The 16,505-nt window shown below is 32.4% G+C and carries 16 protein-coding genes; 7 read left to right on the top strand and 9 right to left on the bottom strand.

Features of this window, described 5'->3' with window-relative positions:
- Positions 1-53: 53 nt before the first annotated feature.
- From FN795_RS00920 to FN795_RS00945, 6 genes are all read right to left on the bottom strand, one after another.
- Positions 54-983 carry a UDP-3-O-(3-hydroxymyristoyl)glucosamine N-acyltransferase gene (locus FN795_RS00920; RefSeq protein ID WP_142448845.1) on the bottom strand — a complete coding sequence of 310 codons (930 nt, stop codon included), beginning with the start codon at positions 981-983 and terminating at the stop codon, positions 54-56.
- Positions 984-1,117: 134 nt separating this feature from the next.
- Positions 1,118-1,684: an elongation factor P gene (efp, locus tag FN795_RS00925; RefSeq protein WP_142448846.1), complete on the bottom strand. Its 567-nt coding sequence runs from the start codon at positions 1,682-1,684 to the stop codon at positions 1,118-1,120.
- A 95-nt stretch (positions 1,685-1,779) separates the two neighbouring features.
- On the bottom strand, positions 1,780-2,565 hold the full coding sequence (lpxA, locus tag FN795_RS00930; RefSeq protein WP_029270176.1) for an acyl-ACP--UDP-N-acetylglucosamine O-acyltransferase: 786 nt from the start codon (positions 2,563-2,565) through the stop codon (positions 1,780-1,782).
- A gap of 72 nt (positions 2,566-2,637) precedes the next feature.
- Complete coding sequence (locus FN795_RS00935; RefSeq protein ID WP_142448847.1) at positions 2,638-4,026, bottom strand: bifunctional UDP-3-O-[3-hydroxymyristoyl] N-acetylglucosamine deacetylase/3-hydroxyacyl-ACP dehydratase; 1,389 nt, start codon at positions 4,024-4,026, stop codon at positions 2,638-2,640.
- Positions 4,019-5,062: a UDP-3-O-(3-hydroxymyristoyl)glucosamine N-acyltransferase gene (lpxD, locus tag FN795_RS00940; protein WP_035643888.1), complete on the bottom strand. Its 1,044-nt coding sequence runs from the start codon at positions 5,060-5,062 to the stop codon at positions 4,019-4,021. Before lpxD ends, FN795_RS00935 begins: the two co-directional genes overlap by 8 nt.
- Before the next feature lie 39 nt (positions 5,063-5,101).
- Positions 5,102-6,331: an HD domain-containing protein gene (locus tag FN795_RS00945; protein WP_142449831.1), complete on the bottom strand. Its 1,230-nt coding sequence runs from the start codon at positions 6,329-6,331 to the stop codon at positions 5,102-5,104.
- A gap of 211 nt (positions 6,332-6,542) precedes the next feature.
- Here FN795_RS00945 and porX point away from each other — a divergent pair, with 211 nt between their 5' ends.
- The 5 genes from porX (at position 6,543) to FN795_RS00970 (ending at position 10,785) form a co-directional block, all read left to right on the top strand.
- Positions 6,543-8,096: a T9SS response regulator signal transducer PorX gene (gene porX, locus FN795_RS00950; protein WP_142448848.1), complete on the top strand. Its 1,554-nt coding sequence runs from the start codon at positions 6,543-6,545 to the stop codon at positions 8,094-8,096.
- 62 nt (positions 8,097-8,158) lie between these two features.
- Positions 8,159-8,566 (top strand): tRNA (adenosine(37)-N6)-threonylcarbamoyltransferase complex ATPase subunit type 1 TsaE, encoded by a 408-nt coding sequence (tsaE, locus tag FN795_RS00955; RefSeq protein ID WP_142448849.1) that lies wholly within the window; start codon positions 8,159-8,161, stop codon positions 8,564-8,566.
- A 37-nt stretch (positions 8,567-8,603) separates the two neighbouring features.
- Positions 8,604-9,077, top strand: coding sequence for a GNAT family N-acetyltransferase (locus FN795_RS00960; RefSeq protein ID WP_142448850.1), 474 nt, complete (start codon positions 8,604-8,606; stop codon positions 9,075-9,077).
- Between the two features lie 85 nt (positions 9,078-9,162).
- The gene (locus tag FN795_RS00965; protein ID WP_035643897.1) at positions 9,163-10,362 is read left to right on the top strand and encodes an alanine dehydrogenase; all 1,200 of its coding nucleotides are present in this window, start codon (positions 9,163-9,165) and stop codon (positions 10,360-10,362) included.
- A 36-nt stretch (positions 10,363-10,398) separates the two neighbouring features.
- The gene (locus FN795_RS00970) at positions 10,399-10,785 is read left to right on the top strand and encodes a DUF4258 domain-containing protein (protein ID WP_142448851.1); all 387 of its coding nucleotides are present in this window, start codon (positions 10,399-10,401) and stop codon (positions 10,783-10,785) included.
- A gap of 11 nt (positions 10,786-10,796) precedes the next feature.
- Here the strand turns inward: FN795_RS00970 and FN795_RS00975 are convergent, their stop codons facing one another.
- On the bottom strand, positions 10,797-11,468 hold the full coding sequence (locus tag FN795_RS00975) for a uracil-DNA glycosylase (protein ID WP_142448852.1): 672 nt from the start codon (positions 11,466-11,468) through the stop codon (positions 10,797-10,799).
- A gap of 112 nt (positions 11,469-11,580) precedes the next feature.
- On the opposite strand from FN795_RS00975, the gene FN795_RS00980 reads away from it, so the two are divergent.
- Together FN795_RS00980 and FN795_RS00985 are read left to right on the top strand one after the other, a co-directional pair.
- A complete protein-coding gene (locus FN795_RS00980; RefSeq protein ID WP_142448853.1) occupies positions 11,581-13,746 on the top strand; it encodes an endonuclease MutS2 in 2,166 nt (721 codons plus the stop codon).
- 276 nt (positions 13,747-14,022) lie between these two features.
- Entirely contained in the window at positions 14,023-14,436 is a 414-nt protein-coding gene (locus FN795_RS00985; protein ID WP_142448854.1) for a thiol-disulfide oxidoreductase DCC family protein, read from the top strand.
- Between the two features lie 94 nt (positions 14,437-14,530).
- On the opposite strand, the gene ettA is transcribed toward FN795_RS00985, so the two are convergent.
- Positions 14,531-16,222 carry an energy-dependent translational throttle protein EttA gene (ettA, locus tag FN795_RS00990; protein ID WP_111291005.1) on the bottom strand — a complete coding sequence of 564 codons (1,692 nt, stop codon included), beginning with the start codon at positions 16,220-16,222 and terminating at the stop codon, positions 14,531-14,533.
- A 57-nt stretch (positions 16,223-16,279) separates the two neighbouring features.
- Positions 16,280-16,462, bottom strand: a complete 183-nt coding sequence (locus tag FN795_RS00995) for a CAL67264 family membrane protein (protein WP_035643908.1) — start codon at positions 16,460-16,462, stop codon at positions 16,280-16,282.
- Positions 16,463-16,505 lie beyond the last annotated feature (43 nt).

Below are 16,505 nucleotides of genomic sequence, written 5' to 3' on the forward strand. Positions count from 1 at the left end.
CAATCAAGGCATCCGACTTATAAAATCTTTGAACAAATTCTTTTATAGACATATTACTTCAATTTATTTAGAATTTCAGGAATCTTTTTGATATTGGCCAACTGTTTTAACTTTTCTCTTGATTCTTCGATTGGAGTTCCAAAATAAGATTTGCCACCTTCAACCGATTTAGTAACACCTGTTTGTCCCATAATAACAGCCTTCGCTCCTATTGTGATACCGCTAGTTGTCCCTACCTGACCCCAGATAGTAACTTCATCCTCAATTACCACACATCCGGCAATACCGGTTTGTGAAGCAATTAAACACTTTTTACCAATTACAGAGTCATGTCCAACATGAACTTGATTGTCGATTTTTGTTCCTTCCTTTATGGTCGTGTCGCCTGTAACACCTTTATCAATAGTACAAAGTGCACCGATACCAACATTGTCTTCAATAACAACTCTTCCACCAGAAATCAACTGATCAAAACCTTCTGGACGCTTTTTGTAATAAAATGCATCGGCACCTAAAATAGTTCCAGCATGAATAATAACATTGTCCCCAATTACAGTATGATCATAAATTGAAACATTGGAATGAATTAGACAGTTTTTGCCAATTTTTACGTGATTTCCAATAAAACTATTTGGCTGAATCAAAGTCCCTTCTCCAATTTCTGCTGATGAGGCAATAGCTACATTTGCAAATTGAAAAGGTTTGAAATGTTTAGTCAAAGTATTGAAATCTCTGAAAGGATCGTCAGAAATTAAAAGTGCTTTTCCTTCTGGACAATCTACTTTTTTGTTAATCAAAACAATAGTTGCTGCAGATTGCAAAGCTTTATCATAATATTTTGGATGGTCAACAAAAACAATATCTCCAGGCTCAACAACATGAATTTCGTTCATGCCCAAAACCTGAAAGTTTTTATCGCCTATAAATTCGCAATTAAGCAAATTTGCAATTTCTTCTAAAGAATAAACCTTTGGAAATTTCATATGTTATAATTAGAAAATTTGTCAATTAGAAAATATGTCAATTAGAAATGAGTCAGTTAGATTATGAATGTTCAAAATTATATCAATTCACTACTAATCTAATTGACTCATTGACAAATTATCTTAATTAAAAACTACTCTTTTACACGCTCCATATAAGAACCTGAAGCTGTATCAATTTTAATTTTATCACCTTCGTTGATGAATAAAGGTACGTTTACAGATGCTCCAGTTTCAACCGTAGCAGATTTTGTAGCATTTGTTGCTGTATTTCCTTTTACTCCTGGCTCAGCATAAGTAACTTCAAGAATTACAGATGCAGGCATATCAACTGATAAAGGTAAATCAGTTTCTGTATTGATCTGAACCATTACATTTGTTCCTTCTTTCAACAAATCTGGAGCATCTAGGATGTTTTTGTTTAAAGAAATCTGCTCAAATGTTTCAGCATTCATAAAGTGAAATTCATCACCTTCTGGATATAAGAATTGGAATGTATGTGTTTCAACACGAATAACATCAATTTTATGACCTGCTGAAAAAGTATTATCTAATACTTTTCCTGAAGTTAAACTTTTTAATTTAGTTCTTACGAAAGCTGGACCTTTTCCAGGTTTAACGTGAAGGAATTCAATAATTTTATAGATGTCGTGATTAAATTTAATACACAATCCGTTTCTAATATCTGATGTAGATGCCATTGTAATTTGTTTTATTTTATTTTTTGTTGAACGTTAATCGTTTAATTGTTTTTTCGATTGAACGATTCAACAAATAAACAATTAAACTTTAATTTTTAATAATTTCCTGAATAACCTTTCATAATTCCTCGTGATGAATTTCTGATAAAATCTAAAATTTCATCTCTCTCAGGAGTCGCTTCCATTTCAGCTTCAATAATACTTAAAGCTTGAGTTGTATTATAATTTTTTTGGTATAAAATTCTGTAGATTTCCTGAATTTCTCTGATTTTTTCAGTACTAAAACCTCTTCTTCTTAAACCAACTGAATTAATCCCAACATATGATAATGGCTCTTTCGCTGCTTTTGTGTATGGCGGAACGTCTTTTCTAACTAATGATCCACCAGAAATCATCGCATGATCTCCAATGTGAATAAACTGATGAATAGCCGCCAAACCTCCAATAACAGCATGATTTCCAACAACAACGTGTCCTGCCAAAGCAACACCATTTACAATAATTGCATTGTTTCCAATTTCACAGTCGTGTGCAATGTGAGCATAAGCCATTACTAAACAATTGTTTCCAAGAATAGTTTGCCCTGAAGCTACTGTACCTCTATTGATTGTAACACATTCTCTAATTGTACAGTTATCTCCAATTATAGCAAGAGAATCTTCTCCACCGAATTTTAAATCTTGTGGCACCGCAGAAATTACCGCTCCAGGAAAAATATTACAATTTTTACCGATACGCGCACCTTCCATGATGGTCACGTTTGAACCAATCCAAGTACCATCACCAATAACAACATTATTGTGAATTGTTGTAAAAGGCTCAATTACAACATTTTTAGCGATTTTAGCGCCAGGATGAACATATGCTAATGGTTGATTCATATGTATGTTTTATATTTTAAATTAAAATAGTCTAATTTGAGGGCAACAAACCTAAACAATAAATTTGATTAATTATTGTTTTCTTGCAATTTGTGCCATTAATTCTGCCTCAGTTACTAATTTACCATTTGCGTATGCATTTGCCTGCATATGACAAATTCCTCTTCTGATTGGAGAAATCAATTCGCATTTGAAAATTAAAGTATCACCTGGCAATACTTTGTGTTTAAATTTAACATTATCAATTTTCATGAAATATGTCAAATAATTTTCAGGATCCGGAACAGTGCTTAAAACCAAAATCCCTCCTGTTTGTGCCATAGCTTCAACAATTAAAACTCCTGGCATAACTGGTGCTTCAGGGAAATGTCCTACGAAGAAATTTTCGTTCATAGTAACATTTTTCAAACCAACCACATGACGATCAGACATTTCGATAATTCTGTCAATCAACAAAAATGGAGGCCTGTGTGGAAGCATTGCCATAATTTTATGAATATCCATCAATGGCTCTTGGTTTAAATCATAAACTGGAACGTGATTACGTTGCTCAATTTTAATGATTTTTGCCAATTTTTTAGCAAACTGAGTATTTACAAAATGCCCTGGTTTGTTTGCAATAATTTTTCCTTGAATACGAACTCCAATAAGAGATAAATCTCCAATTACGTCAAGTAATTTATGTCTTGCAGCTTCGTTTGGATAATGTAAAGTAAGATTGTCTAAAACTCCGTTTGGTTTTACAGAAATTTCATCTTTGCCAAAAGCTTTCTTTAGATTTTCCATTGTAGATTCTGAAATCTCTTTATCTACATAAACTATAGCGTTATTTAAATCACCACCTTTAATAAGGCCATTTTCTAATAATGATTCTAATTCATGCAAGAAACTGAAAGTTCTTGAACTTGCTATTTCGGTTTTAAAATCTGAAATACTTTTAAGTGTTGCGTTTTGCGTACCTAAAACTTTTGTACCAAAATCAACCATTGTTGTTACTTGATAATCGTCGCTAGGCATTACAAGAATTTCGCTTCCAGTTGCTTCGTCAGTAAATGAAATTACTTCTTTTACGACATAAACATTACGGCTTGCGTCTTGCTCTTCAATTCCAGCTTTCTCAATCGCTTCAACAAAATATTTTGATGAACCATCCATAATAGGAAGTTCAGATGCATCTAATTCAATAATAATATTATCCAAATCGCATCCAACTACTGCTGCTAAAACGTGCTCTGGAGTTTGTATTTTTACACCTAATTTTTCCAAATTAGTACCTCTTTGCGTATTAACAACATAATTAGCATCAGCCTCAATGATTGGCTGACCTTGCAAATCTACTCTAACAAAAGTGAAACCATTATTAATAGGAGCTGGTTTGAAAGTCATTGTAACTTCTTTTCCAGTATGTAATCCTACGCCTGTTAGTGAAATTTCATTTTTGATGGTCTTCTGTTTAACCATTATTTCCATTTTTTGGGTTTATTATTTGTTTTTTTATTTCTTCAACTTCAGCCACAATTTTAGGAAGATTTTTAAAATGAACATACGATTTATTAAAATCAGTATATCCAAGTGATGGAGTCCCTTGTAAAACTTCATCATCTTTAATGTTTCTGGCAACTCCTGACTGCGCCTGAAGCCTAACATTATTACCTATAATTAAATGGCCTGCGATACCTACCTGACCTCCAATCATACAGTTCTCTCCAATTTTAGTAGAACCTGCAACACCACTTTGAGCAGCTATAACAGTATTTTTTCCAATTTCTACATTATGAGCAATCTGAATCTGATTGTCTAATTTCACTCCTTTTCTAATAATTGTAGAACCAAGTGTTGCTCTGTCAATTGTAGTATTTGCGCCAACATCAACATTATCTTCAAGGATAACATTTCCAATTTGCGGTACTTTACTATATTCACCGTTTTCATTTGGAGCAAAACCAAAACCATCGGCACCAATTATGACACCAGAATGAATCGTACAATTATTTCCAATTACGCTTTCAGAATAAATTTTCGCTCCCGCAAAAACATATACATTATCGCCAATTACGACATTATCACCAATAAAGCTGTTCGGATAAATTTTCACATTATTTCCTAAAACCACATTTTGCCCAATATAACTGAAGCTCCCTAAATATAGATTTTCTCCATATTTTGTTCCTTCAGACATAAAAGATTGCGCTTCAATTCCGGTTTTATTCAATTTTACCTGATTGTAAAAATGCAAAAGCTTAGAAAAAGCTGCATAAGCATCTTCTACTTTTATTAAAGTGGTAGTGATATCTTGTTCTGGTACAAAGCTGTCGTTAACAATTGTTACTGTCGCTTTTGTGCTATATATGTAGTTGACATACTTTGGATTAGCCAAAAAAGTAAGCGATCCTTCTTCGCCTTCTTCGATTTTAGATAGCCGAGAAACTTCTGCATTGGGATTCCCAACAACTTCTCCTTCTAAAATTCCTGCTATTTGTTCTGCTGTAAATTTCATCGCGACAAAAATATAAAAAATAGATTTTAAATGTTAATTTTAGATAAGTTGTTTTGGGAAACAGATATAATATTTTGTTACCAATTTAGATAACGATTTCAAATTCAGCTGATCAGATGCTTCCACAACATCTTCAATTGTTTTATCTTTTTTCAAAATTCGTATCGGTTCAGCAGCTTTACTATAGGCTTGGTTTTTAATTTTTCCTCTGAAAATAAAATAACCAGCTTCTAATAATGAAATATGATGATCTTGCGCAAACTCCTCTTTCATTGCCTGAGATTCTTCAATCGAAATCTTCTCTGCGCTCATTTTTATTTTCAACAAATCTCTGTTAATGATCATTTTGCTTAAAGTCGAAAGTATAAAATCATCTTGTCTTTGCCATGCTTTTAGAGCACTGATTATATCAAAATCATCTAATTGTGAAAACAAATCCAGTTTTTCGGCATCAAAATCTTCAAGTGTGATTTTGTTTTGCATAAAAAACAAAAGTGGTTCGCTACAAGGAAGATTAATTCCTTTTAATGTCAGTTCTTTTGCTCTTTTCAATACTTTCATCAAAATCAATTCGGCAACCAAGCTTGTTTTGTGCAAATACGCCTGCCAATACATCAATCGTCTTGAAAGCAGAAATTTCTCTACAGAATAAATTCCTTTTTCTTCTATAACTAAAACGTCATTTTCAACATTCATCATCTGAATCAAACGCTCAGAATTCACATTTCCTTCTGCAACTCCAGTATAAAAACTGTCACGTTTCAGATAATCCATTCGATCCATATCCAATTGACTTGAAATCAATTGCAACATAAATTTCCTGTGATATTCTCCTTTAAAAACCTGAATAGCTAAACTTAATCTTCCGTCAAACTCTTCATTCAACTGATTCATAAACAATAAAGAAATTGCCTCGTGATGTACATCTTCAACAATACTTTTTTCCATTGCGTGAGAAAACGGCCCGTGTCCTATATCATGAAGCAAAATCGCTATTAACAATGCATTTTCTTCTTCTTCAGAAATTGCAACATCTTTAAAACGAAGCGTGTCTATTGCTTTTTTCATTAAATGCATACATCCTAATGCATGATGAAAACGTGTATGATTGGCTCCCGGATAAACCAAATACGAAAGTCCCATTTGTGAAATACGGCGTAAACGCTGAAAATATGGATGCTGGATTAGGTCGTAAATAAGTTCATTCGGGATTGTAATAAACCCGTAAATGGGATCATTGAATATTTTTAACTTATTGATATGAGTCACTATTTGGTTATTTTTTAGGTCAACAAATATAAGTAAATAACTATAGTTTTTCATTTAAAAGTTAACATTAAATTTAACTGATTTTGAGGCAAATACTTAAAAATCAAAAAGATTTTATATCAATATTAGGTTTCATTTATCTGAAATTTATACTATTTTTAATACTTTTTAAGTTCTATACTTCTAAATTGCATTAAAATTAAAATTGTTTATGGATAAGATAAAAATACTTTGGGTCGATGATGAAATTGATCTTTTAAAGCCTCATATATTATTTCTGGAGAAAAAAAACTATTCGGTAACGACTTGCAACAATGGTCTTGATGCAGTTGCTTTATTCGAAGAGGATAATTTTGACATTGTTTTTTTAGATGAAAATATGCCTGGAATGAGTGGTTTGGAAACACTTTCTGAGATGAAAGAAAAAAAATCAGCCATCCCTATGATTATGATCACTAAAAGTGAGGAAGAATATATTATGGAAGAAGCGATTGGTTCTAAAATTGCTGATTACCTTATAAAACCGGTAAATCCGAATCAGATTTTATTGAGTTTAAAGAAAAATTTAGACGATTCGAGATTGATTACCGAAAAAACAACTTTGGATTATCAGAAGGAATTCAGAAAAATTTCAATGGAATTAGCCATGGTTAATTCCTATGAAGACTGGGTTGAATTGTATAAAAAATTGCTTTTTTGGGAACTGAAACTTGAGGATATCAATGACACTGCGATGATTGAAATTCTGGAATCTCAAAAAGTGGAAGCCAATTCTCAATTTGGAAAATACATTGAAAGAAACTATGAAGATTGGTTTGCTCCAAAAGCAGATAAGCCAATACAATCTAATACTCTATTTAAGGAATTAGTTGTCCCGGAAATCAAAAAGAAAGATAAACCTATTTTATTTGTTGTAATTGACAACCTTCGTTACGATCAATGGAAATCTTTTGAAACCGTCATCTCTAATTATTACAAACTTGAAAAAGAAGTTCCTTATTATTCTATTCTTCCGACTGCAACACAATATGCCCGAAATGCTATTTTCTCAGGTTTAATGCCTTTAGAAATGGAAAAACAATTTCCTGAATATTGGAAAAACGATGTTGAAGACGGCGGAAAAAACCTTTATGAAGCTGAATTTTTATCGGCTCAATTAAAACGTTTGGGCTTAAATATTAAGGAAGATTATTTTAAAATCACCAATTATGCCGGTGGCAAAAAACTAGCAGAAAACTTTAAAGCTTTAAAAGGAAACGACTTAGTAACGGTAGTTTACAATTTTGTCGATATGCTTTCGCATGCCAAAACAGAAATGGAAGTCGTAAAAGAATTAGCTTCTGATGATAAAGCCTATCGTTCTTTAACATTAAGCTGGTTCAAAAATTCACCATTATTAGAGATTATCCAGCAAGCACAACTTTTAGGCTTCAAATTAATCTTGACGACAGATCACGGAACAATAAATGTAAAAAATCCGTCAAAAGTTGTGGGAGATAAAAATACAAGTCTAAATTTGCGTTACAAAACTGGACGTAGTTTGACTTACGAACAAAAAGATGTTTATGTTGTTAAAGAACCCAAAACAATTGGCTTGCCGGCAATAAACATGAGCAGTTCGTTTATTTTTGCTAAAAACGATTTCTTTTTGGCTTATGTAAACAATTACAATCATTATGTGAGTTATTACAAAAACACGTATCAGCATGGCGGAATTTCGTTAGAAGAAATGATTATTCCGTTTTTGGTGTTTAACCCTAAATAAAGTTTTCAGTCTTTCCCGATAGTTATCGGAAAAGACTGAAATTAAAATAAACAGAAATAGAAATGAATATCGTTTTTTCATTAGACCAAATTCAAGAAGTTGCAGAGAAGATTATCGCTTCAAATCCTAAAAAAATCATCCTTTTTAATGGAGAAATGGGAGTTGGAAAAACAACTTTAATCAAACAATTATGCAAAACTTTAGGTGTTGAAGATGCAACCAGCAGCCCAACTTTTTCTTTAGTGAATGAATACCAAACCAACAATAATCAAACGGTTTATCACTTTGATTTTTACCGATTAAACAAAGAAACCGAAGCACTCGATATGGGTGTTGATGATTATTTGTATTCGGGAAATTGGTGTTTTATTGAATGGTCTGAAAAAATTGCCAATTTGCTTCCTGATGAGTATTCTACAATAAATATTGAATTATTGGCAGATGGAAAACGAAATTTAGAATTAGCATAAAACTTTGCGAGAGACTCACAAAGAAAAAACAACAAAAATGAATACCTCAAAAGATATAGAAATAATTCCCTTTTCTCAAGATTTAAAAGAACATATCAAAACCTTAAATATTGCCTGGCTTGAAAAGTATTTTAAAGTCGAAGAAAAAGACAAATTAACCCTTTCAAATCCGCAAGAAGAAATTATTGACAAAGGCGGAATGATTTTTTATGCTCGCCACAATGACAAAATTATTGGCACAGCGTCTTTAATGAAAGTCAATGATTCAACTTATGAATTAAGCAAAATGGCGGTTTCAGATGATGCTCAAGGACTAGGAATTGGAAACAAACTTTTGGAACATTGTATAAATGTTGCCAAAGAAAACAACATCACAACATTGTTTTTATACTCTAATACGATTTTACTTCCTGCAATTCACCTATACAGAAAATTTGGTTTTGTTGAAATCCCTTTAGAATCGGGTATTTACGAAAGAGCCGACATAAAAATGGAGAAAAAAATATCTTAATATTGTCCTTACAGTATTAGCAGAATTTTTACACTAATTTTAAATCTTTTTACGTAATTTGTACCTTTAATTTTTTGCACAACCCATGTCAATCACGTTAACTCCATTTACAAAACAACAATTGCTGCCACAGGAAGAAAAGCTTGAGGTTGGTCGTTTTAAAAGAGAACTTTTTATAGGAATTCCTAAAGAAACAAGTTATCAGGAACGTCGTATCTGCCTTACCCCTGACGCTGTGAACTCATTAACTTATGAAGGTCACAGAGTTATGATTGAATCTGGTGCGGGTGAAAGTTCAAGTTACACAGACAAAGAATATGCAGATGCAGGTGCAGAAATTACAAAAGACACAAAAAGAGTTTTTGGTTGTCCGTTTTTATTAAAAGTAGAACCGCCAACTTTAGCTGAAATCGAAATGATCAATCCTGAAACGGTTATTATTTCGGCGATTCAGCTCAAAACAAAAAAGAAAACTTACTTTGAAGCTTTGGCACAAAAGAAAATCACAGCACTCGCTTTTGAATATATTAAAGATGAAGACGGATCTTATCCTGCGGTAAAATCTTTAAGCGAAATTGCAGGAACTGCATCAATCCTTATTGCAGCCGAATTAATGATTACAGATGAATTTGGAAAAGGGCTTTTATTTGGAAATATTACCGGTGTCCCTCCTACTGAAGTTGTAATTCTTGGAGCTGGAACTGTTGGCGAATTTGCTGCAAAAACTGCAATTGGATTGGGTGCAAACGTAAAAGTTTTTGATAATTCGATTACAAAATTGCGTCGTTTACAAAATAATTTAAGTCAAAGAATCTTTACTTCAACTATTCAGCAAAAAGCTTTATTGAAAGCCTTAAGACGTTGTGATGTAGCAATTGGCGCGATGCGCGGCAAAGAACGCTGCCCGATTGTAGTTACTGAAACCATGGTAGAACACATGAAAAAAGGTGCCGTTATTGTAGACGTGAGTATTGACACAGGTGGTTGTTTTGAAAGCTCTGAAGTGACAACTCATGAAAAACCAACTTTCATTAAAAACAATGTTTTGCATTATTGTGTACCAAACATTCCTTCAAGATATTCAAAAACTGCCTCATTATCAATTAGTAACATCCTAACACCTTATCTACATCAGATAGCCGAAGATGGTGGTATCGAAAGCGCAATTCGATGCAACAAAGGGCTTAAAAACGGAATTTATCTTTACCATGGAATTTTAACAAATAAAGCAATTGGCGACTGGTTTGATTTGCCAGACAACGATATTAATTTACTTGTATTTTAAAGGAACTTTAATGTACCTTTGCAAAAATTTTATTTCATGAAGTTCGTACACCGTTTTGCATATTATTTGATTGGTTTAGTGATGGGATGCTTTTTTGTAGCTCTAGTTTTTAGTGGTAAAGACACTCGTTGCAACTATTTTCCAAATGCCCGAGTTTTAAATAATTTAAGAACAAAACCTTTTCAATATTCAGATAAAGCAATTCAGACTTTAAACGAAAAATGGGTTGATACTGCCGATATTAAAAACACTTTAACTTACGGAGATGTTGATTTTGACCAAAGCAATGTTCCGTTTAAAAAAGGAAAATTATACATCATTGAAGGAAAAACAGCTAAAAATCAAGAGATTATTTTAAAAGTAGTGAATTTTGAAAACAAAGCTGTTTTAGAAGAAATCATCAAAAAAGAAACTGAAAAGTAGTTTTAAAAATTTTAAAACCATTCTATTTCTTCGATTCCTTTTGACTTTAAAAAAGAATTCGTTTGACTAAAATGCTTGTTTCCAAACCATTTCCCTTGATTAGCACTCATTGGCGATGGATGTCCAGATTCTAAAATATGATGTTTTGAGCGATCTATTTTCAAACCTTTTTTCTGAGCGAAGCTGCCCCATAAAAGGAAAACCACATTTTCTTTTTGGTCAGAAATAGCCTGAATGACAGCATCTGTAAATAGATTCCATTTTAAATGTTTATGACTATTTGGACTATCTTTTCGAACGGTTAAAGAAGCATTTAAAAGTAAAACTCCTTGCTGCGCCCATTTTTCAAGATTCCCAGATGTCGGCATAAAAATCGAATCAAAATCAGTATTTATTTCTCTGAAAATATTGCGAAGTGAAGGCGGAATTTTAACTGTGTCATTTACAGAAAAGCTTAAGCCATTCGCTTCTCCTTCACCATGGTAAGGATCCTGGCCAATAATTACAACTTTTAAGTCTGAAAAATTGCAATTATTGAACGCTGCAAAAATCAATTCGGCTGGCGGATAGCAGGTATGTGTTTTATATTCAATATCCAGCGCATCCATTAATTCTTTAAAATAGGGTTTCTGGATTTCGTCTTTTAAAACATTCTGCCAATCTTGAGCTAAATTAATTTTCATTTTAAAAATTTTATTACAAATTACGCAAAGTTTTATCCAAACTGCCAAATTATTAGTGCTATTTAGTTTTAAAACTTTGTAACTTTGAAATCTTTACAACTTACGATATATAATGGTATCTATTACAGAAAAAACATTACAAGATTTACAATTTCCAACCGTGCTTGAAACCATTTCAGATGGCTGTAACACTGATATAGGAAAAGAAAAGGCTTTACAAATAAAACCATTTAGAGATAAAGAAGAATTGATGCAATCGCTGATGCAGACATCAGAATATGTTTCTTCTTTTCAAAATAATAACGCAATTCCGAATCACGGTTTTGACGCTATCACGCATGAAATCAAATTTTTAGCAATTGAAGACAGTTTTCTTGAAGTAGGAAGTTTTAGAAAAATTGCTAATCTTTCTGCAACAACAAATGTCTTATTGAATTTCTTAAAAAAATTCGACGATTATTATCCAAATTTAAATGCAAGAGCTTCTCGAGTAGAATTAACGAAAGATATTATAACTGCAATCGATTCAATTGTAGATAAATACGGAGAAATTAAAGACAATGCTTCTCCGGCTCTTTCTGGAATTCGTCAAAACATGAACTTAGTTCGCGGTAAAGTAAATCAAAGTTTTGGTGTGGCTTTAACGCAATACAATGGTTTAGGATATTTGGACGATATTAAAGAAAGTTTTGTTCAAAACCGTAGAGTTTTAGCGGTTTTGGCAATGTATCGACGTAAAGTAAAAGGTTCAATTTTAGGAAGTTCCAAAACCGGAAGTATTGCCTATATCGAACCAGAAGCTACTTTAAAATATTCGAGAGAATTAGCCAATTTAGAATACGAAGAAAAAGAAGAAATTACAAGAATTCTAAAAAATCTATCCAATGTAATTCGCCCATATCTTCCTTTATTAATTGAATATCAGGATTTTTTAAGTGATATTGATGTAGTTGCCGGAAAAGCAAAATATGCCAATCGCATTAACGGAATCTTACCTGCAATTACTGAAGAAAGAAGATTGTTTTTTAGAGAAGCTTATCATCCTATTTTGTATTTGAACAACAAGCAAAAAAAGGAAGTTACATATCCGCAAACTATTGAGCTTAAACAAGAAAACAGAATTATTGTAATTTCTGGGCCTAATGCCGGAGGAAAAACCATTTCCTTAAAAACGGTTGGTTTATTGCAATTGATGCTGCAATCTGGAATCTTGATTCCGGTTCATGAGCGTAGTGAAACTTTCTTATTTGACAGAATCTTAACGGATATTGGAGATAATCAATCTATTGAAAATCATTTAAGTACATATAGTTATCGATTAAAAAACATGAATTATTTCTTAAAAAAATGCAATAAGAAAACCATGTTTTTAATTGATGAATTTGGTACAGGTTCTGATCCTGAATTGGGTGGAGCTTTGGCTGAAATTTTCTTAGAAGAATTTTATCATCGTGAAGCATTCGGAATTATTACAACGCATTATTCTAATTTGAAAATTCTGGCGAACGAATTGCCATACGCAACAAATGCGAATATGATGTTCGACGAAAAATCTCTTGAGCCAATGTACAAACTAGCTTTGGGTCAGGCAGGAAGTTCGTTCACATTTGAAGTTGCTCAAAAAAATGGGATTCCATTTGGATTGATTAATCGCGCAAAAAAGAAAATCGAAGTTGGAAAAGTTCGTTTTGACAAGACTATTGCAACACTGCAAAAAGAAAGATCGAAACTGGAAAAAACTTCTTTGAATTTAAAAGAAGAAGAAACCCGAGCGCGCGAGGAAAGCAAAAAGATGGAAAACATCAATACAAAAATCCAACAAAAATTAGAAAGCTATCAGGAATTATATGACAGCAATCAAAAGATAATTTATATTGGACAAAAAATTGATGATATAGCCGAAAAATATTTCAACAATAAAAACAAGAAAGAGCTTATTGGTGAATTTTTAAAAATTGTTGAAATAGAAAATTCGAAACGAAAAAAAGCAACCCCAAAAGAAACGAAAGCAAAAGTTGAAAAACAAAAAGAAATTATTGCTGAAGTTCAAGTAAAAGTTGAAGAAATTCGAAAAGAGAAAAAAGAGAAAAAACTTAAACCTGTTATCGAAAAACCAAAACCAATTTTGAAAGTTGGTGATCGAGTAAGAATGCTGGATGGAAAATCTGTTGGAAGTATAGATTCTATCGAAAAAAATAAAGCAACTGTCAATTATGGTATTTTTACTTCGAAAGTAAGCTTGGATGAATTGGAATTAGTGGAAGCTGTTAAGAAGTAATCTTTTCTATAAATTTTATTTAAAAAAACATGAAAATTTGATCGGAATTAAAATAAGGCGATTTAAGCAATTGTTTTAAAAATTACGATTCGAAATATAGATAAATTTTAAAATCGGATTCTAAATAGTTTATTTAAGTCATTTTGAATTTGAAAAATTTATCAAAATTAAGAAATCAATAGATTTTTCAAATAGGCTTGCGATTACTAAAACAGAATACAATTTTATAAATCTTCTGCGTTAATACTTAAATACGAAACCTGATCTACATTAATAATGGAAACTCTTCCAAAAAATAAAAAAATAATTCTCTTTGATGGAGTTTGCAACCTTTGTGATTCTGCTGTTCAATTTATTATTAAACATGATAAAAAAGACATTTTTAGGTTTGTGGCATTGCAGTCAGAATTAGGAATTTCAATTTGTAAACATTTAGGAATTAGTTTTTCTAAAATGGATAGCATTATTTTGTATGAACCTGGAACTGCTTATTTTTACAAATCTTCAGCTGTAATTGAAATAACCAAAAATTTTGGTGGTTTTTGGAAATTAGTACCAATTTTTAGAATCGTTCCTATTTTCATCAGTGACAGAATTTATGATTATGTTGCTAAAAACAGGTATAATTGGTACGGCAAAAAAGAAAGCTGTATGATTCCAACTCCTGAATTAAAATCAAAGTTTCTTTAATTTTTTTAATTCTCACAATATTTTCTCAAAAAAAATCCCAAATTCACTTAAATTGGAATTTGGGATTTTTTTTATTTAAAATTTATTAGACCTATTACCTAATCAATTTTCTGTATTTCAAACGTTTTGGAGTTAAATCACCACCAAGACGTTTCTTTTTATTTTCTTCGTAATCAGAGAAACTTCCTTCGAAGAAATAAACTTCAGAATCTCCTTCAAAAGCTAGAATGTGCGTACAAATTCTATCTAAAAACCATCTGTCGTGAGAAATAATTACGGCACAACCGGCAAAATTCTCCAAACCTTCTTCAAGAGCACGAAGTGTATTTACGTCAAGATCATTCGTAGGCTCATCCAGCAAAAGTACGTTTCCTTCTTCTTTCAAAGTCATGGCCAAGTGTAAACGGTTACGTTCTCCTCCAGAAAGCATAGACACTTTTTTGTTTTGCTCACCACCACCAAAATTGAAACGTGATAAATAAGCTCTAGAATTCACTTGCTTTCCACCCATCATAATTAATTCCTGACCATCAGCAAAGTTTTCCCAAATCGATTTATTTGGATCTATGTTAGAGTGAGACTGATCTACATAAGCGATTTTTACTGTTTCACCAACTGAAAATTCTCCACTATCAGTAGCTTGTTCACCCATAATCATTTTGAAAATGGTAGATTTACCAGCACCGTTAGGTCCAATAATTCCAACAATTCCGGCTTGTGGCAAAGTAAAGTTCAAATTATCATAAAGTAATTTTTCACCAAAAGCTTTTGCAACATTTTTGGCTTCAATAACATTCGTACCTAAACGTGGACCATTTGGAATGTAGATTTCCAAGTTTTCATCCAATTGTTTTTGGTCTTCATTTAATAATTTGTCGTAGTTCTGTAAACGTGCTTTTTGCTTAGTCTGACGACCTTTAGCACCTTGACGAACCCACTCCAACTCACGCTCTAACGTTTTTCTACGTTTAGAAGCCACTTTTTCCTCCTGAGCCATACGGTTTGATTTTTGGTCTAACCAAGAAGAATAGTTTCCTTTCCATGGAATACCTTCTCCTCTATCTAACTCAAGAATCCAACCAGCAACGTTATCTAAGAAATATCTATCGTGCGTTACAGCAATTACAGTTCCTGAATATTGTGCTAAATGCTGCTCTAACCAAAGAACTGACTCAGCATCAAGGTGATTGGTTGGCTCATCCAGAAGTAATACATCAGGCTGTTGTAATAACAAACGACATAAAGCTACACGACGACGCTCACCTCCAGAAAGGTTTTTAATCGGCGTATCACCTTCTGGCGTACGCAATGCATCCATTGCGATTTCTAATTTTGTATCGATTTCCCAAGCACCAAGAGCATCAATTTTATCTTGCAATGCCGCCTGACGATCCATCAATTTATCCATTTTATCTGGATCTGAATAGTTTTCTTCAAGACCAAATAAATCATTAATTTGATTATACTCTTCTAAAACAGCCATAGTTTCTGCAGCTCCTTCACGAACAATTTCGATTACTGTCTTAGAATCATCAAGAATTGGTTCCTGCTCTAAGTAACCGACTGTATAACCAGGCTGAAAAACCACATCTCCTTGATAGTTCTTATCAACTCCAGCAATAATTTTTAAAAGTGAAGATTTTCCAGAACCGTTAAGTCCCAAAATACCAATTTTAGCTCCGTAAAAGAAACTTAGATAAATGTTTTTAAGAACAGGCTTATCTGCTCCCTGATAGGTTTTACTCAATTTCTGCATTGAGAAAATTACTTTCTTATCGTCTGACATTTGTTTTATTTTTATTTATATTGTTTTTATTATGATCTCTATTTCAATTAAAACAGATTAAACCCTGCCTTTCAAAGCATTGAATACCCAAGCATTAGCAAAAAAACCAACTCCAACGGCAGCAAATCCCCAGCCCGAAACATCACTGTATCTAAAAATTCCTAAACCTATAAGCAACAATCCCATAAGTACCATTATTAAAGTAGCCCATCCTAAAATGGTATTTTTATTCATTCCCATAATTGTGTAATTATTTTAATCTGATTATTTTTTAGAAAGGCAA

Source organism: Flavobacterium resistens (assembly GCF_900182645.1).
Classification (GTDB): Bacteria; Bacteroidota; Bacteroidia; order Flavobacteriales; family Flavobacteriaceae; genus Flavobacterium; species Flavobacterium resistens.

Excerpts from the sequence above, each read along its gene's own strand:
- FN795_RS00920 (WP_142448845.1), bottom strand. The coding sequence starts at position 983 with ATGAAATTTCCAAAGGTTTATTCTTTAGAAGAAATTGCAAATTTGCTT.
- efp (WP_142448846.1), bottom strand. The coding sequence starts at position 1,684 with ATGGCATCTACATCAGATATTAGAAACGGATTGTGTATTAAATTTAAT.
- lpxA (WP_029270176.1), bottom strand. The coding sequence starts at position 2,565 with ATGAATCAACCATTAGCATATGTTCATCCTGGCGCTAAAATCGCTAAA.
- FN795_RS00935 (WP_142448847.1), bottom strand. The coding sequence starts at position 4,026 with ATGGTTAAACAGAAGACCATCAAAAATGAAATTTCACTAACAGGCGTA.
- lpxD (WP_035643888.1), bottom strand. The coding sequence starts at position 5,062 with ATGAAATTTACAGCAGAACAAATAGCAGGAATTTTAGAAGGAGAAGTT.
- porX (WP_142448848.1), top strand. The coding sequence starts at position 6,543 with ATGGATAAGATAAAAATACTTTGGGTCGATGATGAAATTGATCTTTTA.
- tsaE (WP_142448849.1), top strand. The coding sequence starts at position 8,159 with ATGAATATCGTTTTTTCATTAGACCAAATTCAAGAAGTTGCAGAGAAG.
- FN795_RS00960 (WP_142448850.1), top strand. The coding sequence starts at position 8,604 with ATGAATACCTCAAAAGATATAGAAATAATTCCCTTTTCTCAAGATTTA.
- FN795_RS00965 (WP_035643897.1), top strand. The coding sequence starts at position 9,163 with ATGTCAATCACGTTAACTCCATTTACAAAACAACAATTGCTGCCACAG.
- FN795_RS00970 (WP_142448851.1), top strand. The coding sequence starts at position 10,399 with ATGAAGTTCGTACACCGTTTTGCATATTATTTGATTGGTTTAGTGATG.
- FN795_RS00975 (WP_142448852.1), bottom strand. The coding sequence starts at position 11,468 with ATGAAAATTAATTTAGCTCAAGATTGGCAGAATGTTTTAAAAGACGAA.
- FN795_RS00980 (WP_142448853.1), top strand. The coding sequence starts at position 11,581 with ATGGTATCTATTACAGAAAAAACATTACAAGATTTACAATTTCCAACC.
- FN795_RS00985 (WP_142448854.1), top strand. The coding sequence starts at position 14,023 with ATGGAAACTCTTCCAAAAAATAAAAAAATAATTCTCTTTGATGGAGTT.
- ettA (WP_111291005.1), bottom strand. The coding sequence starts at position 16,222 with ATGTCAGACGATAAGAAAGTAATTTTCTCAATGCAGAAATTGAGTAAA.
- FN795_RS00995 (WP_035643908.1), bottom strand. The coding sequence starts at position 16,462 with ATGGGAATGAATAAAAATACCATTTTAGGATGGGCTACTTTAATAATG.